This is a genomic window from Desulfocucumis palustris, from assembly GCF_002933875.1.
Taxonomy (GTDB): domain Bacteria; phylum Bacillota; class Desulfotomaculia; order Desulfotomaculales; family Desulfocucumaceae; genus Desulfocucumis; species Desulfocucumis palustris.
The window spans coordinates 1-22149 of record NZ_BFAV01000042.1 but is presented as its reverse complement, the minus strand read 5'-3'; the positions used below and the strand labels follow the sequence as shown (position 1 = coordinate 22149).

At 48.8% G+C, this 22149-nt stretch carries 15 protein-coding genes; 5 read left to right on the top strand and 10 right to left on the bottom strand.

Annotation, left to right across the window (positions count from 1 at the left end; all coding sequences use genetic code 11):
- Positions 1 to 3: 3 nt before the first annotated feature.
- The 4 genes from DCCM_RS03450 to DCCM_RS03435 form a co-directional block, all read right to left on the bottom strand.
- Complete coding sequence (locus DCCM_RS03450; RefSeq protein WP_231702634.1) at positions 4 to 639, bottom strand: ABC transporter permease; 636 nt, start codon at positions 637 to 639, stop codon at positions 4 to 6.
- Positions 623 to 1756 carry an ABC transporter ATP-binding protein gene (locus tag DCCM_RS03445; protein WP_104371060.1) on the bottom strand — a complete coding sequence of 378 codons (1134 nt, stop codon included), beginning with the start codon at positions 1754 to 1756 and terminating at the stop codon, positions 623 to 625. The genes DCCM_RS03450 and DCCM_RS03445 overlap by 17 nt, the downstream gene beginning before the upstream one ends.
- A 293-nt stretch (positions 1757 to 2049) precedes the next feature.
- The gene (locus tag DCCM_RS03440) at positions 2050 to 3126 is read right to left on the bottom strand and encodes a response regulator transcription factor (RefSeq protein ID WP_104371059.1); all 1077 of its coding nucleotides are present in this window, start codon (positions 3124 to 3126) and stop codon (positions 2050 to 2052) included.
- Positions 3123 to 4427 (bottom strand): sensor histidine kinase, encoded by a 1305-nt coding sequence (locus tag DCCM_RS03435; protein ID WP_231702633.1) that lies wholly within the window; start codon positions 4425 to 4427, stop codon positions 3123 to 3125. The genes DCCM_RS03440 and DCCM_RS03435 overlap by 4 nt, the downstream gene beginning before the upstream one ends.
- 278 nt (positions 4428 to 4705) lie before the next feature.
- On the opposite strand from DCCM_RS03435, the gene DCCM_RS03430 reads away from it, so the two are divergent.
- From DCCM_RS03430 to alr, 3 genes are all read left to right on the top strand, one after another.
- Positions 4706 to 6088: an amino acid permease gene (locus DCCM_RS03430; protein WP_165792005.1), complete on the top strand. Its 1383-nt coding sequence runs from the start codon at positions 4706 to 4708 to the stop codon at positions 6086 to 6088.
- Positions 6089 to 6276: 188 nt separating this feature from the next.
- Positions 6277 to 7383: an alanine dehydrogenase gene (ald, locus tag DCCM_RS03425; protein ID WP_104371057.1), complete on the top strand. Its 1107-nt coding sequence runs from the start codon at positions 6277 to 6279 to the stop codon at positions 7381 to 7383.
- Positions 7384 to 7469: 86 nt separating this feature from the next.
- Positions 7470 to 8582, top strand: coding sequence for an alanine racemase (alr, locus tag DCCM_RS03420; protein WP_104371056.1), 1113 nt, complete (start codon positions 7470 to 7472; stop codon positions 8580 to 8582).
- Positions 8583 to 8654: 72 nt separating this feature from the next.
- Here alr and DCCM_RS03415 read toward each other — a convergent pair whose 3' ends face one another.
- The 3 genes from DCCM_RS03415 to DCCM_RS03405 all read right to left on the bottom strand — a co-directional run bounded on the left by DCCM_RS03415 (position 8655) and on the right by DCCM_RS03405 (position 11397).
- Positions 8655 to 9023, bottom strand: a complete 369-nt coding sequence (locus tag DCCM_RS03415) for a DUF2680 domain-containing protein (protein WP_104371102.1) — start codon at positions 9021 to 9023, stop codon at positions 8655 to 8657.
- A gap of 300 nt (positions 9024 to 9323) precedes the next feature.
- A complete protein-coding gene (locus tag DCCM_RS03410) occupies positions 9324 to 10280 on the bottom strand; it encodes an NGG1p interacting factor NIF3 (RefSeq protein ID WP_104371055.1) in 957 nt (318 codons plus the stop codon).
- Between the two features lie 103 nt (positions 10281 to 10383).
- Positions 10384 to 11397 (bottom strand): alpha-hydroxy-acid oxidizing protein, encoded by a 1014-nt coding sequence (locus tag DCCM_RS03405; RefSeq protein WP_104371054.1) that lies wholly within the window; start codon positions 11395 to 11397, stop codon positions 10384 to 10386.
- Between the two features lie 323 nt (positions 11398 to 11720).
- On the opposite strand from DCCM_RS03405, the gene DCCM_RS03400 reads away from it, so the two are divergent.
- Together DCCM_RS03400 and DCCM_RS03395 are read left to right on the top strand one after the other, a co-directional pair.
- Positions 11721 to 12455: a FadR/GntR family transcriptional regulator gene (locus tag DCCM_RS03400; RefSeq protein ID WP_104371101.1), complete on the top strand. Its 735-nt coding sequence runs from the start codon at positions 11721 to 11723 to the stop codon at positions 12453 to 12455.
- A gap of 68 nt (positions 12456 to 12523) precedes the next feature.
- The gene (locus DCCM_RS03395) at positions 12524 to 13066 is read left to right on the top strand and encodes a Uma2 family endonuclease (protein WP_104371053.1); all 543 of its coding nucleotides are present in this window, start codon (positions 12524 to 12526) and stop codon (positions 13064 to 13066) included.
- A 520-nt stretch (positions 13067 to 13586) separates the two neighbouring features.
- Here the strand turns inward: DCCM_RS03395 and DCCM_RS03385 are convergent.
- The 3 genes from DCCM_RS03385 to DCCM_RS03375 form a co-directional block, all read right to left on the bottom strand.
- The gene (locus DCCM_RS03385; RefSeq protein ID WP_165792004.1) at positions 13587 to 14144 is read right to left on the bottom strand and encodes a 4'-phosphopantetheinyl transferase family protein; all 558 of its coding nucleotides are present in this window, start codon (positions 14142 to 14144) and stop codon (positions 13587 to 13589) included.
- 264 nt (positions 14145 to 14408) lie between these two features.
- The gene (locus DCCM_RS03380) at positions 14409 to 19382 is read right to left on the bottom strand and encodes a beta-ketoacyl synthase N-terminal-like domain-containing protein (RefSeq protein WP_104371050.1); all 4974 of its coding nucleotides are present in this window, start codon (positions 19380 to 19382) and stop codon (positions 14409 to 14411) included.
- Between the two features lie 109 nt (positions 19383 to 19491).
- On the bottom strand, positions 19492 to 22149 hold a 2658-nt coding region (locus DCCM_RS03375; protein WP_123057282.1), incomplete at its 5' end, for an SDR family oxidoreductase.

Here is a 22149-nt window from a genome sequence, read left to right as displayed (position 1 = left end):
GGCTTACCTCAGTCCCCGGGGCTTAACAGCCCTCTCCAGCCGTCCCAGAATCGAACCGGCCAGAATAGCCAGCAGCGCCGCAGGAATGGTTCCCGCCACAATTAAGCCCAGATCATAAACATTCATGCCGCCGTAGATAAGATCACCCAGACCACCCGCGCCGATAAGGGCGGAAAAGGTTGTCCAGCTGATTATATAAACGGTTGATATTTTTATTCCCGACATTATCACCGGCAACGCCATGGGCAGTTTAACCATAAAAAGCAGTTCCCGGGCGGTCATGCCCATGCCGGTGCCGGCCTCAAGCAAAGCAGGGTTTACCTCCTTAATTGCCGTATAGGTGTTGCGTAATATGGGTAAAACAGAATAAATAAAGAGTACGGTCATGGCCGGCAGCGTGCCGATACCCAGCACCGGCAGCACAAAGCCCAGAAAAGCCAGGCTGGGAATGGTCTGTACCGCCCCGAACACCCCGAGCACCATCCTGGCTGTTTTATCCCTGGAAGACAGCCAGATACCCAGAGGAACGGAAATAAGAATTCCAAAAGCCACTGAGCCCATTGAGAGATAAATATGTTGCCAGAGGGCCACGCTTATTTCCGGCCAGCGTGTGGCTAAAAGTTCAAAAATTGGACTCAACGCCATCCTCCTCTCCCCAAACCACACCAGCCAGGGCATTGACCATGCTGGTCCTGGTAACCAGTCCCAACAGCCGGTTTTGCTCATCAACCACGGGAAGATATTTTAGTCCCTGCCCAATCAAGAGGTCAAAGGCCTCGCTGGCGGAAGATTCAGCCGTAACCACAGGCAAATTTGTATCCATAACATCCTTTATCAGCCGGACTGCTTTGTGTTCCCGATCAAGCTTCTCGATGGACAGCACACCCAGTAACTTTTTCTCCCCATCCACCACCAGCAGGGTATCCACACCTTTGCGCCTCATCAGCGCAAGGGCCTCCGCCCCTCCCTTGTCAGGCCCTATAATCACAGGATTGCTTTTCATGATGGATTCCACGGTTGCCAGCTCACTGCCGACCCGGTGCTTGCCTATGAATTCCACCACAAAATCGTCTTTGGGATGCCTGAGTATTGTTTCCGGGGAAGCCAGCTGGACTATGCCGCCATCCCTCATTATGGCGATACGGTCGGCCAGCTTAATGGCCTCATCCATGTCATGGGTAACAAATACTATGGTTTTTTGCAATTTGTTCTGTAAATTCTTCAACTCATCCTGTAGATTTTCCCGGGTTATGGGATCCAGCGCCCCGAAGGGCTCATCCATCAATATAATTGAAGGTTCCGCGGCCAGCGCCCTGAGAACGCCAATACGCTGCTGCTGCCCGCCGCTCAGCTCGTTGGGATAACGCCCGGCATACATGTCGTAATCCATATCCACCAGTTTGAGCAATTCGCGTACCCTGCCCGCCCTTTTTTCCTTTTCCCAACCCAATAGCCGGGGTACCAAATCAATATTTTCCTCAATGGACATATTGGGGAAAAGCCCGATTTGTTGAATCACATAGCCAATTTCCCTGCGTAACATCACCGGGTCAAGCTGCATTATGTCCCTGCCGCCCACCAGAATTTTACCGCCGCTTGGTTCCACCAGCCGGTTAATCATTTTCAGGGTGGTGGTTTTGCCGCATCCGCTGGGGCCGATAAGCACCAGAAACTCTCCCTGGGCCACCTGGAAGTCAATGTTTTTAACAACTGCCTGGGCACCATACACCTTGGATACATTTTCAAATCTAATCAATGCCAAAACCCCTTAGTAAAATATGGTATATCTACAAAAAATGAAAAATTCACCAGTAAACAATTAAAAATTAGTGTTAACCAAAGAAAATATAACATACATCTTAAGTTATAACAATAGGTTGGCGGCAACTTATTAGATCCATGGTAAGGTTTAGCAATACAAAAAGGGGTAGGAGGTTTTATCAACAAAAATAAAACCTCCCGCCCCTTTTTGTAACTGTGAGCAATATTAAACCCTTCTAAACAATAATACCCCTGTTTTCAGGGGTATTGTGCAGACGCGGGTGTTTTTCAGGACTGGCGGCTGCGGAATTCCGACGGGTTAATTCCCTCGCGCTTTTTAAACACCGAGGTAAAATAACTGTTGTTTTTAAACCCCACCGCCGCCGCCACCTCATCAATGGACTGGCCGGTGGTCAACAAAAGGCGTTTGGCTTCCTGCAGGCGCACCCTTGTAAGAAAATCCGTAAAGCTGATACCCGTTTTTTGTTTGAACAGGCGGCTTAAATAGGCCTGGTTCAGGTGTACCATTCCCGCCAGGGTATGCAGGGAGAGCTCCTGGGAGTAATTTTCCCTGATATACTGCTGAACCCGGTGGACCACCAACTGGTCGAAATTCACGCTGCCCCGGAAAAGCCGGTCAAACTCGTCCACCATGCGCCGGCCCCAGCGCAGCATGTCGACGGTGCCGGATATATCAATTATTTGCCCGCCCAGTTCATTTTTCAGGCTGTGCAGTTCCCCGGCGAACAGGTTGCTTTGCTGAAGGTCCTGAAATACTATGACCAGCACCTCCCAGGCAAACCACCTTGCCGGCCCGGCCTCGGGCTTGCCCGGCAGGCTTTCCAGCCACCGGTTGGCCAGCCGTGTCCACCTGGCTGCGGCTTGCCCGGGGTTGCCGCACATTATCTCTCCGGCAATCTCCCGGACTCCCGGGGGTATCACGGGCATTTCCCCGGGAGGCAGTATGGATTCGTGCCGGGAAGCCTCAACTCTGTTTATAGCTCCGCGCAGGGTACCGTACAATTCCTCCGGCTGCACCGGTTTCAGCAAAAAATCCGCCACCCCTATTTTGATTGCCTTCTGGGAATAGGTAAAGCGATCATAGGCCGTCAAAATGATTATCACCGCACCGGGCAGCTGCTCCTTTATTTCCCTGGCCGCCTCCAGTCCGTCCATTCCCGGCATTCTTATATCCATCACCATTATGTCCGGCCGGTTGGCCAGTGCCGTTTGCACGGCCTCCCTGCCGCTGCCGGCCTCGTATATATTGCCCAGGGGAAGTCCGCTTTTTTCCAGCAGGTGGCGCAAAACCTTCCTTTCCAGCGGCTCGTCCTCGGCAATCAATAGGTCAAAGGATCTTTTCATAGCTCCCCGACACCTTCCGAAAACCGCATTTCCACCACCGGCAGGCTCATTATTACCCTGGTGCAGCCCGGTTTACTGTCCACACTCAACCCGTAACTTTCATTATAATACAACTGCAGCCGCCTGTGCACATTGCCCAGGCCCAGCCCGGCCCCGCCGCCGCCGGACAGGTCCGGACCAGTTTTCCCCGAAGTCCCCGCCAAAAAAGCATTAAGCCTGTCCAGCACAGCCGGGGAGAAACCGGGGCCGTTGTCCATAACGCAAATCTCCATATCCGTACCCTTTTTGGCGGCGCTGATATTCAACGCCCCGTCCGCTTCCCGGAACTCCAGTCCATGAACGCAGGCGTTTTCCACCAGGGGCTGCAAAGTCAGGCAGGGTACCGGAGCCTCCAGCAATTCCGGCTGGACATTTATTTCCACCTGTATTTTTTCACCAAAACGCATTTTTTGTATGGCCAGATAATTCTTTACATAATCCAGTTCCTCACCCAGGGGAACCAGATCCCCCCGGTCGTTAAAATTGTACCTCAGCAATCCGGTCAGGGCGTACAATGTGTTCTGGGCCTTGTGGTTTTCCCCCAGTATCACCAGGCCGGTGATGGTATTTAAGGTATTGAACAGAAAATGCGGTTTAATCTGGGCCTGCAGATTCTTCAACTCCGCCATCCGCAGGGCGTTTTCCATCTCCGCCCGGTTTTTTTCCTCGTGCATGAGCTTCAGTTTTTCCCGGGTGCGGGTCTCCCTGAGCTGGTGAAAGTAGATCAGCTCGGCTATGGAATTGACCATATAGCTTATTAATTCCGCGGCAGCCCGGCATTTCTCCGGGGTTACCACCTGCACATCCAAAAAAGACCTGGCCAGTTCCCGGGGATCAAATCCCAAATCCCCGGTGGCCCGGAGCATTTGCTCCAGCGCCTTCCCGTCGGGCTGCTCCAGGCGCATCTGTCCCGCGGTAATGGTGCCGCAGAATTTCCCGTCTATCAGTATGGGTACCGCCACCAGCATGATCCCGGCGTGGCATTTGCACACACTGGCCTGCCCGGTGGCTGAAGCCATAAAACCAACTTCCGCGTTTGATTTGATGCAGCGGCGGAGTCCTTCCGGATTACTGCGAATGGTGCGGCAAAAACCGTAAAAGAAATCATGCTCAACCAGGGGATAGCCCCTGGCATCATTAATGTCGATGGTGATGTCCGTGGCCCTGGTGAACACCTCGATTATTTTCAGGAATTTTTCCTGGTCCACCAGAAGCAGCGGATTGGCTGCAGCACCGGTCGTACAAATTCCTCCCCCCGGCAATCCCGGCCCACGCGGGCCGGATATAAATATTGGCCATCTGGACGGCGGTTCCTGCTTATAAAAATATCTTATACCCGCCCGGATAATGAAGTAATGGAACATGTCTCCTTTTTTAGGACTGATTCTAAACAGAAAAACGCAAAAATAAATAAAAATATCGCAAAAATGACATGCTCTGATCAAGTAAACAATCTACAAAAACATATCATTATTACGACTTACAAAAATTGTCGAAATATTGATAATTAAAAATAAAATCAAATAAAGGAGGGAAAAGCATGTCTCAGAATGTTATGCAAGAAGATCTGCACCGCGGCCTGCAGGAGCGCCATATCCAGCTAATCGCCATCGGCGGGGCCATCGGGGTGGGTCTGTTCCTGGGCTCCGCCACCGCCATAAAAGCGGCGGGACCGGCACTGATACTGTCCTACATTATAGCCGGCCTGTTCATTTTCTTTATCATGCGGGCACTGGGTGAGCTGGCGGTGTCCTACCCGGTGGCGGGTTCCTTCAGCACCTATTCCTACACATTCCTGGGCCCACTGGCGGGCTATATTACCGGCTGGACCTACTGGTTCATGTGGGTGGTTACCTGCATGGCCGAAATTACCGCGGCGGGAGTGTACATGCAATACTGGTTCCCGGGTGTGCCCCAGTGGCTGTGGGCACTGCTGGCGCTGCTGGCCATGACCTGCGTCAACCTCATTGCGGTTTCCGCTTACGGGGAATTCGAGTTCTGGTTCGCGCTGATAAAGGTGGTCACAATCATCGCCATGATTGTAACCGGCCTGGCCATGATAATATTCGGACTGGGCAACCACGGTGTGGCCATAGGCATATCCAACCTGTGGGCCCATGGCGGTTTCTTGCCCATGGGATTTGAAGGCCTGATTCTATCCCTGGTGATTGTAATGTTTGCCTTCGTGGGGGTTGAGGTCATAGGCGTCACCGCCGGCGAGGCCAAAAATCCGGAAAAGACCATACCTTCCGCCATCGACAAGGTATTCTGGAGGATTATGATCTTCTACGTGGGAGCCCTTTTCGTTATCATGTCCCTTTATCCGTGGAATGAGATAGGCACCAAAGGCAGCCCCTTCGTGATGACATTCTCCAACCTGGGAATCCGTTCCGCGGCGGGCATAATTAATTTCGTGGTGCTCACCGCGGCCCTTTCCTCCTGCAACAGCGGTATATTCAGCACCGGCAGGATGCTGTACAACCTCTCTCTGCAGGGCAAGGCCCCGAAAATATTCTCCAGGCTCAGCAAGAGCCGGGTGCCCCTGGCCGGTATACTTATTTCGGCCTTCATACTGCTCCTTGGGGTGCTTCTAAATTACCTGGTCCCCGCCCAAGTATTCGTTTACGTCACCAGCGTGGCCACCTTCGGGGGCATCTGGGTGTGGGCGGTAATCGTCATATCCCAGATGAAGTTCCGTAACAGCCTTGATTCCCGGCAGCTGGCGGGAATCAAATACCGCATGCCCTTTTATCCCCTGTCCAACTGGCTGACCCTGGCCTTCCTGGCCTTCGTGGTGGTCGTGATGGCCCTGGCTCCGGGAACAAGGGTGGCATTATACGTGGGACCGGCCTGGCTTTTACTGCTGCTGATAGCCTACTACACCCTGGGTCTGGGCAGGGAGCAGCCGGCTGCCCGGCGCTAAATATCCCCCCCGGGGGGTTAATGCGACTAAAACCACAGGAGAAGTATAATTCACAGCAACATATAATGGTTTACCATTAACAATTTGCATCAAAACAACAAAACAGGTATTGATTATTACAGAAAAACAGCAATGTTTTTGTTAAACTGACATTAATATATTGACCACCAAGAGGGGAGGATTTGGACATGATTATAGGAGTTCCCAGGGAAATAAAAAACAATGAAAACAGAGTCGCCATCACCCCGGCAGGTGTAGAAGCCTTTAAGGTCGCCGGCCATAAAGTGGTTATAGAGTCCGGCGCCGGTGCCGGCAGCGGCATCAGTGACCGGCAGTACGTGGCGGCAGGCGCGGAAATGCTGGCTTCCCCCGGGGAAGTTTTCGGGGTGTCGGACATGATTGTAAAGGTCAAGGAACCCCTTGCCCAGGAGTATGATCTGTTCAGGGAGAACCAATTGCTTTTTACCTACCTGCACCTGGCCCCGGAGCCTGAATTGACCGGGGCGCTGCTGCGCAAAAAGGTTACGGGCATAGCCTACGAAACCATCCAGACCAGCGACGGGGCGCTGCCCCTGCTGACCCCCATGAGCGAAGTGGCGGGACGGATGTCGGTGCAGATCGGCGCTCAATTCCTGGAAAAACACTACGGCGGACTGGGCGTACTGCTGGGAGGAGTGCCGGGCGTGCCCCCGGCCAAAGTAGTCATTGTCGGCGGCGGTGTGGTGGGCACAAACGCAGCCAAGATAGCGGTGGGCATGGGAGCCGACGTAACCATCGTGGATAAAAATCCCAACCGTTTACGCTACCTGGACGATATTTTCGGCGCCAGGCTGAAAACCCTTATCTCCAACCCGTACAACGTTAAAGAAGCGGTGACCAAGGCCGACCTGGTTATAGGAGCGGTGCTGATACCCGGCGCCCGGGCTCCCCGGGTAATCACCGAAGACATGGTCAAGTCCATGAAGCCGGCCTCGGTTATAGTGGACGTGGCCATAGATCAGGGCGGCTGCGTGGAAACCATAGACCGGGTTACCACCCACAACGACCCTGTATTTATCAAACATGATGTTGTTCACTACGCGGTGGCGAACATGCCGGGCGCCGTGGCCAGAACATCCACCTTTGCCCTGACCAATGTAACCTTACCCTATGCCCTGGCCCTGGCCAACAAAGGCTTTTCACGGGCGGTGCGGGAAGATGCGGCCCTGGCCAGGGGCGTTAATGTAATTGACGGAAAGGTCACCTACCAGGCGGTGGCCGAGGCCCTGGGACTGGAATACACTCCCCTTCAATAGTAGATGGGGTCAGGCTATTAACTTATTAACTTATTTCATGAAATAAGTTAATAAGTTAATAGCCTGACCCCAGAAAGGAAACAGCAATGTTCCAGCGGCCAGTATGGGCTGAGGTGAACCTGCCGGCCATAAGCCAAAACCTTCGCAGGGTGAAGGCCCTGCTCAAACCCGGCACGGCCTTTTGCGCCGTGGTCAAGGCGGATGCGTACGGCCACGGGGCGCCGGCGGTGGCCCGGACCGCTCTGGAAGCCGGCGCGGACCGGCTGGCGGTGGCAATTCTTGGGGAAGCCCTGGAGCTCAGGCGCTCCGGGTTTGACTCCCCCATTCTTATACTGGGCTATACTCCGCCGGAGCAGGCTTCGCTGGTGGTCGCCCACGGGCTTACCCAGACAGTCTTTTCCATTGAGGATGCCCGGGCGCTCTCGGCGGCGGCCCGGTCCGCCGGAACGAAAGCCAAAGTGCATATCAAAATCGACACAGGCATGAGCCGCATCGGCATAAAACCAGAAGACGCGGGCCAATTCGCGGAGGCTCTGGGCGCTATGCCGGGACTGGAAATAGAGGGGGTTTTCTCTCATTTTGCCTCGGCCGACTCCGGGGACAAAACCTTTGCCCAGGAGCAATATAATAATTTTCTGCAGGCCGTGGACCGGATAAAAGCCGGGGGAATAGAAATTAAGATACGGCACATGGCCAATAGCGCGGCCACAGTGGACATGCCGGAGACTCATCTGGACATGGTCAGGGCCGGAATAGTGCTGTACGGCCACTGGCCCTCGCCGGAAGTTGAGCGTAAAATCCGGTTGAGGCCGGCAATGGCCCTCAAAGCCCGGGTAGCTTTCGTTAAAGAAGTTCCGCCGGATACCCCGGTGAGCTATGGCTGCACCTATGTCACCCGGACCTCGGCCACCATTGCCACCCTTCCCCTGGGCTACGCGGACGGCTGGCCCAGAAGGCTTTCCGGAAGAGGCAGCGTTTTTATACGGGGGCGCCGGGCGCCCATTGTGGGAATTGTATGTATGGATCAGTGCATGGTGGACGTTACCGGCATCCCCGGTGTCCGCTCCGGCGACCAGGCGCTGCTTTTCGGCGGCCCGGAGCTGCCGCTGGAAGAAGTAGCCAAATGCCTGGATACCATCAGCTACGAAATGCTCTGCCTGCTGAGCAAGCGGGTGCCCAGGGTTTATGTCACCGATTGAAATTCACCTGTCCCCGGGCAATGGAAAAACCCCGGTCTCTTCCGGGGTTTTTCCATTGTTTATTGTTTATTGTTATTGCCCCGGTGTGACGGCCGCAGGCGCCTGACCGCCCCATCTTCCCATGCCGAAGCCGGCTCCGGGACCCCTGCCGTTACCCATCCCCATGCCATAACCCGCTCCGGGTCCTCCCATGGGGCAGACATAACCGTTCTCCTGGTGGAACTGGTACATCTGGTTAAAATGCTCCTTCCAGGCATCACCCTGCTCGGCGGTAATCCGTCCATCCTTTACAGCCTGATCAACCCAGGCCTTTTTAGCCGTGAACATCTGGTCAAACCAGGCTTTTGCGTCACTGGCGGTGTCGGCGGAAGCCAGAGCGGGCACGGCCACCAGCGCCGCCAGGACCAGCAGCGCCACAGCCACCGCTGTTTTTCTTTTCATCTGGGTCACCTCCATAATTTTTTCCCGGGGGCTGTTTAAAACTTCGCCCGGCAATTCGGTTGCCTGTTGTCAGGCGGCGGCGAACGTCAGGAGCGATAAGCCATTCTTGTCTCCGGTGTACTGCTTCTATCCCGGCATATGACCCTGCTCACCGCAGTTTTAAGGTGCTGCCGGAAACCAGCAAACTATAACCTGAGCACCGGTTTTGCCCTGCTTTGTTTTTGAGCCCCTTTATGGATATCAGTATAGCCTTAAAGTTTTGCAGAATAAGCACGGAAATGTTACGATTCTGTTACAGTTTCAGCGCGCCCGGCTGTGGCACAGCAGACCGGAACAGGCCCTTATCCCCACGCCCCGTTCCTCCAGTTCATCCAGAAAGAGGTTCATGCCCAGGGAGTCGCTGGCCATGTGGCCCGCCACCACCACGTTGACATGGTGTTTTTCCGCCTCCAGCCGGTTTTTCTCCGGAATGTGCATCATCAAAACAGTACCCACCCCGGCCCTGGCCAGGCCTTCGAATATCTTTTCCGGGCCGCTGGTGCCCCCGGCCATGGAAACCATGACCTTTCCGGCTCTGTTTTTTTCCTTGCCCGCGTATACCATGGGCGGAGACTGGTTTTTCGCGGACTCCCGGTATTCGGGAATTTCCTTTAAAATATCGATAATATCCTTTAAAGTTTCAGGCTCTCTATGGTCCATTAATTTTTGCAAATAGTCGGCCACGTTGTTGTCGGCGGCACTGTGCACGCACATAAAAGGTATGCCCAATACCCGGGCCGCATCCACCGGCCGGTTGTGGTTACGGGGCATCAACCCCCTCCTGACCTCGCCGATTCTTCCGGTCATCACGCCTTCGGCAACGTTTACAGGCACACCGAATCCGGCATAGAGATCCTCCTGGGAGTGCATTACCCTGTATAGATTCGCCAGGGCCTTGCCCTCGGGATGGTGGGCAATGACAAGGTCAACGGGTGTGTTTTTCGACCTCAGCCTGTCAGCCAGCAGAAGTTCCTCGACCTCAACGTCTATTCCCGCCAGCACCGATTTTACCTCCAGGTTCTCATCGCCGAAAAGGATGCGGGTATCGTGAAAGGGATTGAACAGCCTGTCCCGGTCGAATTCCTTTTTCTGCTCTTCGGAAAGCTTTTCAAATTTTTCCTTTTCTGCATTCAGCAGCCGTTCCAGCCTTTCAGCGCCCCTTAAATCGCTCTCCATGCCCTTCTCAATGGCCAGCCGGTATATATCGCCGAGGTTCATGTTTAACAAAACTCCCTTTCATATTTATCCCGTCTTCTATGATTAATTCTATCACTGTTTTTACCCGGTCCGATACAAGTTTATTATTTTTCGTCATTGCCTGTCAGGCGATAATCCTCTCAGTAATATCTTCCAGGGAGCCGCATCCGGTTAAAATCATGGACTGTTTCAATTCAGCCGTCATCTTTTCAATAATCTGTTTTACTCCCTCCGCCCCGCCGCCGAAAGCGCCCACCACCAGGGGACGGCCAATCAATACCGCGTCGGCGCCAAGGGCCAGAAGCTTCAAGGTATCCAGTCCGCCGCGCACTCCTCCGTCGGCCAGGACAATAAGCCGCGACCCCACTGCCCCGGCAATGGCCGGCAGGACCGACGCCGCGCCGGGGGTATGGTCCAGAATCCGTCCTCCGTGGTTGGATACCACGATGGCGGCGGCACCTGCCTCTACGGCAGCCTCAGCCTCATCAACGGTCATTATTCCCTTTATAATGAAAGGCAAATCCGTGGCCGCCACCAATTCCTTTAATTCCGCCGGGGTTTTGGGACCCACCGGCTGCCCTTTCAGGGCCATGGTGACAAGGCCGGCGCCGTCTATGTCCACCCCCACGGCCCGGGCGCCGGAGGCTTCCGCCCGGCGTATTCTTTCAATAACCGCGTCCTGCGCCCGGGGTTTAATTATCGCGATTCCCCGGCCGCTTTCAGCGGCAATTGCCTCCAACCCCGAATCGTACATGGCCGGGTCGGCGCCGTCCCCGGAGAAGCCGATGGACCCGGCCTGGCGGCTGCCGGATATAATCATTCCTATAAATTCTCTTTCGGTAAGCGCCCCGCCCATGTTATAGGGGGTGCCCGTCATGGGGGCGGCCAGAACAGGGGTTTTTAAATCCAAACCCAAAATACTCAGTGAGGTATCGGGATCCCGGGCCTCGTGAAGGGTGCGCATGTTCAAACGCACACCTGCCAGGGCCTCCAGGTTGGCCTGAAAGGCCGAACCGGTCCCCACTCCGCCCATGCCCGGCACTTCCCCGGCACAGGCTTTGCCGTTGCATACATTACAAACCCTGCAGTAACCCTCCAGTTTTTTTCTTGCCGCCGCTCTCACCTGTTTTATGTCCATGATATTCCCTCCAAATAATTATGCAGCAGGCATCCCCTGACAAACAGGGACCGCCGCCGCTGTTAAGCCACACCACAATGGTCTGCTGGTCTGACCCAATTAACATAATTATATTAACTAATATTTTATAACGCAATATTTAAGATTCCGTCCTGCCGCCGGCAGGAAATACATGAAGTCAAAACCTGAAATAAGGGACCGGTTTTGCTTTTGTGTTCATAACAAATAATATATAATTATTTGATAGACACCACTATCCGGTAAACAGCCGGCAATTCGGAGCACAAAATGTTTTGAAGTATTCTTCGGGGAAGGAAATATATATGGAACTGCAGCCAATTAAAACAAAACGGATATACGAAACCATCGTGGATCAGATAAAAAGTTTGATCGTCTCCGGAAATTTAAGCCCCGGAGACAAGCTGCTGTCCGAAAGGGAACTTTCGGAGAAACTGCAGGTGAGCAGGACCTGCGTACGGGAGGCGCTATGCGCCCTGGACGTGGCGGGGCTGATCGAAGTCAAACCCGGTGAGGGCGCCTTCGTGCGCCAGTCCAACCCCAATGATATCATTGAGTCCCTTGCTTTTGCCTTTATACTGGAAAAGGATAAAATCAAGGATATTATGGAGGTTCGCAAGGGACTGGAGGTGGAGTCGGCGGGACTGGCGGCGGAAAGGGCGTCGGAGGAAAACATCAAGAACATGGAAAAAGCCCTGGCACAAATGGAAGATGATTTACGCACCGGCTCAACCGGTGAGAAAGCAGATTTACTGTTTCACAACAGCATCGCCGAGGCCACCTGCAACCCCCTGTTAATAAGGATGATGACCACCATATACGATACCATGAATCAGACCCTGCAATTCACCAGAAAACTGTGGATATCGTCAACCTCCGGCACCCCCGGCAGGCTTTATGAAGAACACAGGGAAATATATGAGGCAATAAAAGCCGGAAACAGCCAGAGGGCCAGAAAAATAATGGCGGACCACCTGCGCAAGGTTGTTACCGAAATGGAACGCATCGACCGGCTGGAAAAGGAACAGGAGAAGGATTGAAAGGCGGCACGGGAAAAGGCTGACCTTCGGCCATGAAGAAAAGGAAGCCGATAGGAGGCTTTGCGAAGATGAAAGAAACTAACGGCATTTATACTTATGAAGATTATTTAAAGATTACCGACAATAACCGGTATGAGCTAATCGGGGGTGAACTAATTTTGGTCCCGGCCCCGAAAACCATTCACCAGCTGGTAAAGGCCAACTTAGTTTGGCATATCACATCATTTGTCCGGGAGTACGGTCTTGGAAAGGTTTTGGACGCACCCACCGATGTTGTTCTTAGCCATACGGACAAACCGCAGCCTGACATATTATTTATCTCCGCCAGCCGTCTGGATATTATCACCGAAGATAACATCAAGGGCGCCCCGGATTTAGTTGTTGAAGTGCTGTCACCATCCACAGCCAAATATGACCGGGTGGAAAAAAGCAGGATGTACTACAAATACGGGGTCAAGGAATATTGGGTGGTGGACCCGGAAATTAAAGTCATAGAAGTATACACCGCCGGCGGGAACAACTGGATTATCGCAAACACCTACGATGAAAAAGGGGTTTTGACATCACCTTTATTAAAAGGTTTACAGATAAATTTAGGAGATGTCTTTTGATGGAAGGAAGAAACCTCTTTCTCTCCAAAACAACAAATTCTCAACGGGAAACACCGCATAAAACAGGGCCTTACCTCAAACACTCTTGTTTACCTGAAAACGCCACTTTCTCCCCTTGTTTTCCCTGTTGGCCGGCTTTAGCTATTTATTACTCTTGCCATTACCATTATCATTATCATTTTTTTTGCGGGGAGTCCATATTAACATCACCATAGTAAAAAGAAACAAGACAACTGCAGCAACCTTATGAGCCAGGAATTCACTTTGAAAGAAGAAAAGGCTGAGCATAATATTTAGAATACAGTAACCGTAGAAATCTGCTCTATTTTTCATGGTAATCACCTGGTTTCTAAAAAAATTGGGGGGCCGGCATAAACAGGGCCGGCTATCACGCCGGCCCGCTGTTTTACATTAATCCCTCCGCAGCGCTTCTATGGGATCCATCTTGGCCGCCTTGTTGGCAGGCAGTATGCCGAAAACTATACCGATGGCGGCGAAAAAGTTCGATTTAAAAATATTATCAAATGACCAGTTCATCGTATTGATTGGAATCAAATAAAAAATTCATAGATTGTACATCAAATTTTAAATCAAGTAGTTTAGGATATGATATTGAACAAATGTATCTTCCTAGGGTAAAGGATACTGTCCTGTACTGTCTGAAATTTTTAAAATAGGTAATAACATGGTTTTGATAAACTTCAATCGCACTTATCTCATAAATTTGAAAGGGTATTGTTAGGCCAGTCTTCAATACTTTGGACAATGATTCCTTGGTAGACCACAGAAGTGTAAGTATTTTTTCGCAAGAAAGATGTAGATTTTTAAATAATACGAATTCTTCTTTTGTTATTTGTGATTGTAACACCTCTGTTTTTTTAGGGTCAATCTTTTCAACGTCAATACCCATAGGTGAAGCCTCCGGAAAAGCTATTGCCGCACCCAATTCATCGGAATGGGCAATACTAACCTGTATATTTCCAGTATTATAATAACAATTGACAGGCTGATTAAAAATTCCTTGTTGTATAAGTATTTTTTTCAAGTTATCTTCACCTGTCAGTAAAGAAATAGCCATTTTGGCTGAGTATCTCCCCAAAAGATAACTTTTCCTCCTTCTATCATATATTAAGCTATTATAGTATTTCTTTTCATTTTCATGTAAAAATTTCAATAATTCTTCGTTGTATATCAAGGTCGGTATAAAGCAATAACATACCGATGCCCTATAAACCTTATCATTTTTAAAAAACTCCAGTTCGTTTACATGCGTTTTAATAAAAACCACCCCTGTTATTGGCCATATAATTTTGTTCATTTCCGAACGATAATTTACAAGATTTCAATCCAAGGAATTAAACATTTTATAATCATCTATTATATATCGATACCCTTCTTTAACATTTGCCTGGGTGAATTGAATCCAATCGTCCAAATCCCTATTTCTTAATTCCTTATACTGTTGATTTAAACGGTAATTAAGATGTTTTGCAATTTTCATATTGGGTATGGCATCATAAAAGTGATACGCGTCATAAAAAGGGTTGACAGACAAATGGCTTATTAAACCCATTTCATACGCCTGATATCCATTAATTAACCCCCCTGTTAGATTAAGCAACTTCGTCCGGGCTAATCCCACTTGTGATGCCAAATAACTTAATCCTCCCATTCCTGCATATAAACTTGATTTAATCTCAGGCACTCCAAGCTTTATTTGAGGTAAAACAAACTGAAAATCACAGGAAATTAATAATTCAAACCCTCCCCCCTGGGCAGTGCCTGTACACACTGCCACACACAAAGGGTAATTTTCCGAAGGAGCATAGTTAAATATTAATTTAAAATTTTCAGCCCATTGCTGAAATTTATCTATTTCTTTCTCATTACTATTACTTTGCGCAAAGAAAAGCCGATCGCCTCCCAACAAAAAATGGGTTCCATAATGGGTAAGATATAAAATTGGAATCTTCTCCATATCTATGCCATTATGAATAAGGTCGTTTAAATTAAGCATATCCATTGCTGCTTGTTCCCCAAGCACTTTGATTTTAAATATTATCCAGAGACAATTTCGCTCATCAATCATCACATCAAATGTATTATACAAATAAACATCCACATCTTTTTTAAATATTTTTCTCCTGATTAATTCCTCCCGGGAAATCTTTTTAAGTTTTTGCAAAATTATTTCCCGTTGTTCTTCTATTTCATCTTCTTGCAATACAATTTTTTTAATATCTTCCATGCTTCCCATGGAAAGTATACTTTTAGCATAAAAATTTTCCTCTTTATTTTTTCTTATAACCACACGATTCAGCACTTCATCATCTATCTGTTTTCCTATTTCAAGAACTATATCATTTAAGGTAACACATTGTTTAATCGATGTTATATCCAGGGATGTAAAATATTTTTTCAAATTGCGATATAGATCCATAAAGACTATGGAATCCATCCCGTATTCTGACAGAGAAATATCCATAGCTACTTTCTCCATACTTAAATCCAATACGCAACAAACTATTTCCTTTACCAATATATTTAACTTAAGCATATTTTGCCCTTGCAAATATTCATACATTTCATCTACTGCCTGTTCCACACCAATTAGAGAATGCGCTAGTTTATTTAAAACATTATTAACGGTTTCTTGTAAAGATTGGTTTTCTTGCATATTATTAGTTAGTATGTTAATCATTTTTTTATTTATTGATTCCACAGTAATTTTATTATATTTAAATTGGCTTAAAACCTCATACAATTCCTTTGCAAGCTTACCTTTATTGTCTAAAAATCTTTGTTTAACTTTTGAATTAGAGAAATCTGTATTTGCCATTGGGTAATTTGATTTTTTATTATCACTTTTAAAATTTATCCAATACTGCTGTTTTTCAAAAGGATAAGTAGGCAATGAAATCTTGCGGACCCGTTCCCCTTTGTGGAGTGCTTCCCAGGGAATCTCACCTCCTTTGGCCCAGTAGAGCGCGAGCTTTTCGAGATTTCTTTCCGCCCAAAGCGCTTGCACCAGATTCTCCCCTATCTTCCCGGACAATAGGTCCTTGAGCTCCGAATGTTGCTCTTCCCGCCGGCCTGTAAAAATAGGTATCGGGGTCTCTACATCTTTGTTGGCTTTAATGGATTTCAGATACTCCTTCAAGCCCTGGAGCAATTCTTCCCGGTTATTCACTACCATTACCAACCGGGATTCCATTGCCTCTCGCCCCAGCTGGAGTGTGTAAGCAAAATTTGATAAGGAAAAATCCTTCTGAAGTTCAATAAATTCAAGCATTTGTTGAGCAGCCGCGCATAATCGATCCGTGTTCCTGGCCGAAAGGATCACTATCTGAGGAGAATTTATCGAACGGGTATGAATTTTTTCCTCTTCGGAAGGAATATATTCTTCCACAATCAGATGGCCATTCGACCCTCCTGCTCCGAATGAACTGACTGTGGCGCGCCGCGGAAACTCCCGTTCTTCTCCATCGATTCTGAGCATTGGCCGTTTCCATTTCTGGAATTCCCGCTGTATGTAAAATGGAGTGTTGTTTAAATTAATATTGGGGTTTAGTGGTTCTGCATTAATTGAAGGAACCAGTTGTTGATGCTGTAATTGCAAAATAACTTTAGTAAGCTGGGAAATTCCAGAAGCAGCTTCTAAATGTCCGATATTGGGCTTGACGGATCCCATGGCGCAAAAATACTTGTCCTCTGTGTACTGTGAAAAAGCCTTCGTGAGTGCGGAAACTTCAATAGCATCTCCTAGATTCGATCCAAGCGCAGCAGCTTCAACATAACTTATCGTTCGCGGATCGACTCCGGATTTCTTAAAACTTTCAACAATTAAGTCACTCTGGGCATTAGGGCTTGGAACCATGTAGCCGTTGGTTTTTCCACTATGATTGGTATTACTGCCTATAATTACCGCATAGATATGATCACCGTCTTGTTTTGCCCGGGAGAGCGGTTTAAGCAGCACACAGCCCACTCCCTCTCCAGGCACAAAGCCATCCCCGCCTTGACCAAAAGCAGCACATTGATTATTTTTTGAAACCATTCCAAGAGAACAAAGACCGATATAGCTCGAAGAATGAAGATACAGGTTCACTCCGCCGGCAATTGCCATTTCACATTCTCCATGGTGAAGGTGTTCGCAGGCTTCATGAATTGCAATTAACGAGGAAGAGCACATGGTGTCGATTGGCATGCTGGGACCTCGTAAGTTTAGTAAATAGGAAACCCGGTTAGCCACGGAGCTAAACGAAGTGTGGGGATAGACTTTTTCGCCCTGTTTCCATAAATCAGGGCCATATAAATCAAAACCTGTTTTAGTGATTCCCGCAAATACACCGATCCGGCCATTATACTTCGCTGCAAGTTGCTCCTTATTGTATCCGGCATCCTCCAAAACTTCCCAACATGACTCAATAAACAACCTTTCCTGGGGATCCATATTGCTCGCTTCCCGGGGCGAAATATTAAAAAAAAGAGGATCAAAGTCTGCGAACCCTTCCAAGAACCCACCCCACTTATTATAGCTCTTGCCCTGTGCCACAGCTTCCTGTGGATCCGGATGAAAGAATCCTTCCAATGACCAACGATTTTCAGGAATTTCTGTAATACAATCCTTGCCCTTTTTCAAATTCTCCCAATAATCGTTTAAATTTTCCCCCTGTGGATAACTTCCGCTCAGGCCAATAATGGCAATGGGTTCTCTTAAAGGCCGGGATTCTGATTTTTTTGTTTCCTGATTCTGGTGCCGGAAATGGTGTGCGGATTTTCTAAATGCCGGGATGCGGTGTGCTTGATATGACTTCACAAGGGTGTCGCTATCATTTGCAATCTCCTGGTAAAGTTTCCGTTCTTCCAACCCCACCAGTTTATTCAACGAATCTTTTTGAGCTTTTATCAAGTGTTCCGCTAAAGCATCAATGGTTTGATATTCAAATAATAAAGTATTGCTAATGCCATCCAAGCCTTTTTGTAAGCTATTGGTTAGCTGGCTAATTACAATTGAATCAATCCCATATGCTTCCAATGGTTTTGAGGAATCAATCTTATTGCCGGGAATTTTAAGCGTTTCTCCCACCAATTTCTTAATATATGCTATAGTCTTTTCACGCAGCAAATTTTGTGTTATTCCTCTTGTCTGTGTTGTCAAAGGTTTTTGTTCAGGTAATTGCTTTGTCATCTGAGTAAAGTTTCTCATTTTCACGGGTATTACGCCCGGGTTATGCTTTTGAATTTGGCGAACAACCCCGTCACTTTCAGCAATAACAATCTGTTGACCAAGGTGGTGCGCTTCTTGTGCAGGAAAAAGGACCGATCGATATCCTTCACTTTCCAATACCCTTTGCCAGGTTTCCGGATATAATCCAGGGCATCCCGGGATACGCAATACTTTATCTTCGTACAACCACCATCCTTCTAAAAGTCCAAAGGTCAGGTGAGTAAATAAGGAATTTTGGTTTATTTCATTTAGAACAATCAGACCATTCTTTTTAAAAACTGATTTAATATTGCGTAAGGTCTGCCGAATGTTTTTGGTGGCGTGCAGCACATTGGCTGCAATCACAATATCATATCCCCCGGTGTCGAGGCCTTGTCCGCCAATAGACTCTTCTACGTTAAAGATTTTATAGGTCAAATAGGGGTTTTGCGGGCCGTACTCTTTCTCAGCATGCATTAGAAAGGCTTTGGAAATATCTGTGTAGCAATATTCTTGTATGTAATCCTGATATAACTTTAGTTTTTGGAAAATCATTGCACTGGCCCCACCAGTACCCGCTCCGATTTCAAGAAACCGAATTCGCGGGGTCGAATATTGTTTGAGTTGCTCTTGAATATAGGCAGCTACAGTATTGGCAAGGATCTCGTTAAAGTAATCCGCTACAAAGTTGTTTTTGTATATACCTTCCACCAATTTCATGGAGGAATCCGGGAACATGATATCAGTGGCCGGCACTTTTCCTGTAAGAATTTCCGGCAAAGCCCGTATTGTTGCATCCACCAAAACCATATGGGCTTTCATGTCGGGATCTTCCAGCCATGTAATCTTCAGCCGGTCCCACTCCTTCCATGCAGCGTCCATGTCCATTGGGAGCGCGTCGATCACAATGAATGACTCTCCATGGCGCCTAAGATAGTTATTACGTACTAAAACCGCTATACTTTCTTCCAGCCACCTGTCATACAAATCACACAGCCTGTATTTTGTTTTGAGGTCAGCCATAACTGGATTCTTTTCTGTAAACAGCCCCAAGGATTGTAATTGCCCCCACAATAACCGGCAAAGAAGCTGATCAAAATTATTCATTTAAGATACCCCCTCTCTTACTCCCTGCGTTAATTTTTTTGTTTTGACACTTTAAATTTTTTCATCCTGCTATGCAGGAAAAGGATTGTGTCAAAACTGCCTGGCACTGTTAATAATCTATCGGTGTTGAGCTGTTGCGGAAAATTGCAGCCTTATCAGGCAATAAGATGGTCGGAATATTATTCTTTATTTTTTGGATACTTGATATAAGATTTTCCGGATAAATTACTACCAATTCCTCAGAATTGACACCTTCCAGGGATGAGGTTTTTTTAATCTTCATAAAAGCAATTTGATTCAACGGTCCGGCAAGGAGTGTTTCCAAGGCCTCCATGGCTTCCTGGGGCTCAATAAATCCTATGCCTGCCTGTGCCAGACGATTTTTTAAAGTGTTGGGAATAACGCTTCCAACACCCACGTTACCCCAATAACCCCAATTCATCACTTTCACTGCGCAAGTCAATTCCTGAGAGAGTTGATGCGCAAAAGCATCATTAAAAGTACAGCCGGAGGCATAGCTGCTTTGTCCAAAATCTTTTCCAAATGCGCTTAAGGAAGAAAAAAACAGTACAAAATCCAAGGGCTCTTCAAGAAAAACTTGAGCTATCCGCACACTCACATCAACCTTCGCCGAAAGCCCGGCTTGGAAACGTTCCTCGTCCATATTCGCCAGGCTTTGATCCAGCACGCCAACCGCTGAATGAATCACTCCGTGAATCATTGAATACCTATGTTTAATCTCTGCACAGGCGTTCTGTAGAGCTTTCCCATCGGCTGCATCAGCTGAAATGTAGTAGGGCGCGGGGCCCAGGGCCGCCAGCCTGTCCAATTTGGCCTGAATGCCTTCATCCTTTTGCCGCCGGCCAATCCAAATGATCCGGGCCTGATAGGTGCGAATCATATATTCACTCCAGACTTCCCCGATGCCGCCGGCGCCGCCTATCACTACATATATTCCGCCCTTCCTGTACAATTTTTGTTCCGCTAATGGAGGGCGCCGTACTGGAATCAACTTTTGCCGATACCATTCCCGATTACGATAGATCCAAGCATTTCCCCGGGGATCCGGGGTTAGGGTGAAAACATCATCAATCGGCCAATCACAATGGGCTTCCAAGTCAATAAGTCGAACCTTCCAGTTTGGATATTCTTTTGCCATGGAACCGAAGAACCCGTGGAGACTGGCATGGGTTGGATTAACCAAATCGTTTCCATGGATGGGCTGGGCCTGTGTGGTAATAACTGTCCAGCCTAGATTCCTCGTTCCATACCCTAACTGAAGCAAGGCTTTAATCATTTTGAAAACCAGGAGTGCTCCCTGTTTCTGCTCCTCAATCAATGCTTCCTCCGCCATGGATGCCAAAGTATTTTGGGGAGCAATCCATAAAATGTGGTCTATAAAACCATACGCTTCCAGCCTTGTTACTAATTCATTCACCGAATCATTGGACTGAATCTCCAATATCCGCGCTTTTGAATAATGTTGTTGAATAGCATCCCTACTGTCTTTAACCCCTCCAACAATCACAACTTGCTCTGTTGAGGATGGGAAGTTTTGACTCTTCTCCACTGGCGTTGAATCCCATACGGGGGTCAGCATGACTGTTCCGGAAAGCGGCTCAGAGGGGGCCCCGGAGGTATCCGCATTCCGCACATTGCCGGTTGCGCGCTCTCTCTCCTGCACTCTCGATGAAAATTTCTTCACCCTCACACAAACCTTCCCTTGCCCGTCGCACAAATCAATATCTATTTTCTTTACCTTATCTCCGGCTTTGCTGTCCTCACTGTATCGAATGAAGGCCCACATGGTGGAAGTGCAACTGCCGAGGATTTCAATCTCCTGCAGGGCAAAGGGCAGGATAAGCTTGTGGGAGGCTCTGTTATCGGATGGCGCCGTATTACCGGAGCCCGTCATTAAGCCAATTGACGCCTGAAAAGCTGAATCCAGCAAACTTGGATGCAGTATATATTTATCCCGGGTATCGTAGACTGAAGAAGGTAAGGACAGCCTGGCCAATACTTGCCCCGCTCCCACATATACTTTCTCAATCCCCCGCTGTCCCGTACCGTAGTCGATCCCCATTGCACTAAAAGCCTCATAACATTGGGCTGAACTGAGACTGCTTTGGCTGCACAAAGACTGCAAGGCCCTTAGATCCAATGTTGGAGCTTTTGCATCCATACCCAGCACAGCACTGCCATGGCTGTGCACTATGGGCTCTGCACCGGCCTCTTCCGGCTCACTGTAGATTTCATAAGTGATCTCTCCGTTGTCTTCAGGGAAGAGCCCGATATGTACCTGAACCGGCAGTTCCCCCACGGCAATGGGTCGGGCCCAGATCACATTTTTCAGTCGAATCCCGGGCTGACCTTCTTTTAAAGCCACTGTTGCCTGTTCCACTGCCGCCCTGGCCATCTCCAAATAGGCTGCTCCAGGCAAAACCCTTTGGCCCTTCACAACATGATCCGCCAGAAAAAACTCCCGCCCCGTAAAGGTCGAACTGAACCGCTGTTCTGAAAAGTTGGAGGTGTTTTGATGCAGCAATGGATGAATTGAAGCTGTCCTGGCTAAACCTGCTAAGGTGCTGCTGCCGGCTCCGGCCTCAACCCCGGAAAACCAGCAGCGTTCCCCGGCAAAGGGATATGTGGGCAAGCTGATGCGGCGGGGTCCGGCTCCGCCGTAAAGCTTGTTCCAATCAAAAATTAAACCCTTCACCCAAAGCTCCGATAGTTTGGCATATTTTCCTTTGGCGATCCAGGCATCAAT

Excerpts from the sequence above, each read along its gene's own strand:
- DCCM_RS03430 (WP_165792005.1), top strand. The coding sequence starts at position 4,706 with ATGTCTCAGAATGTTATGCAAGAAGATCTGCACCGCGGCCTGCAGGAG.
- ald (WP_104371057.1), top strand. The coding sequence starts at position 6,277 with ATGATTATAGGAGTTCCCAGGGAAATAAAAAACAATGAAAACAGAGTC.
- DCCM_RS03415 (WP_104371102.1), bottom strand. The coding sequence starts at position 9,023 with ATGAAAAGAAAAACAGCGGTGGCTGTGGCGCTGCTGGTCCTGGCGGCG.
- DCCM_RS03380 (WP_104371050.1), bottom strand. The coding sequence starts at position 19,382 with ATGAATAATTTTGATCAGCTTCTTTGCCGGTTATTGTGGGGGCAATTA.
- DCCM_RS03385 (WP_165792004.1), bottom strand. The coding sequence starts at position 14,144 with ATGGCTATTTCTTTACTGACAGGTGAAGATAACTTGAAAAAAATACTT.
- DCCM_RS03400 (WP_104371101.1), top strand. The coding sequence starts at position 11,721 with ATGGAACTGCAGCCAATTAAAACAAAACGGATATACGAAACCATCGTG.
- DCCM_RS03440 (WP_104371059.1), bottom strand. The coding sequence starts at position 3,126 with ATGAAAAGATCCTTTGACCTATTGATTGCCGAGGACGAGCCGCTGGAA.
- DCCM_RS03395 (WP_104371053.1), top strand. The coding sequence starts at position 12,524 with ATGAAAGAAACTAACGGCATTTATACTTATGAAGATTATTTAAAGATT.
- alr (WP_104371056.1), top strand. The coding sequence starts at position 7,470 with ATGTTCCAGCGGCCAGTATGGGCTGAGGTGAACCTGCCGGCCATAAGC.
- DCCM_RS03405 (WP_104371054.1), bottom strand. The coding sequence starts at position 11,397 with ATGGACATAAAACAGGTGAGAGCGGCGGCAAGAAAAAAACTGGAGGGT.
- DCCM_RS03410 (WP_104371055.1), bottom strand. The coding sequence starts at position 10,280 with ATGAACCTCGGCGATATATACCGGCTGGCCATTGAGAAGGGCATGGAG.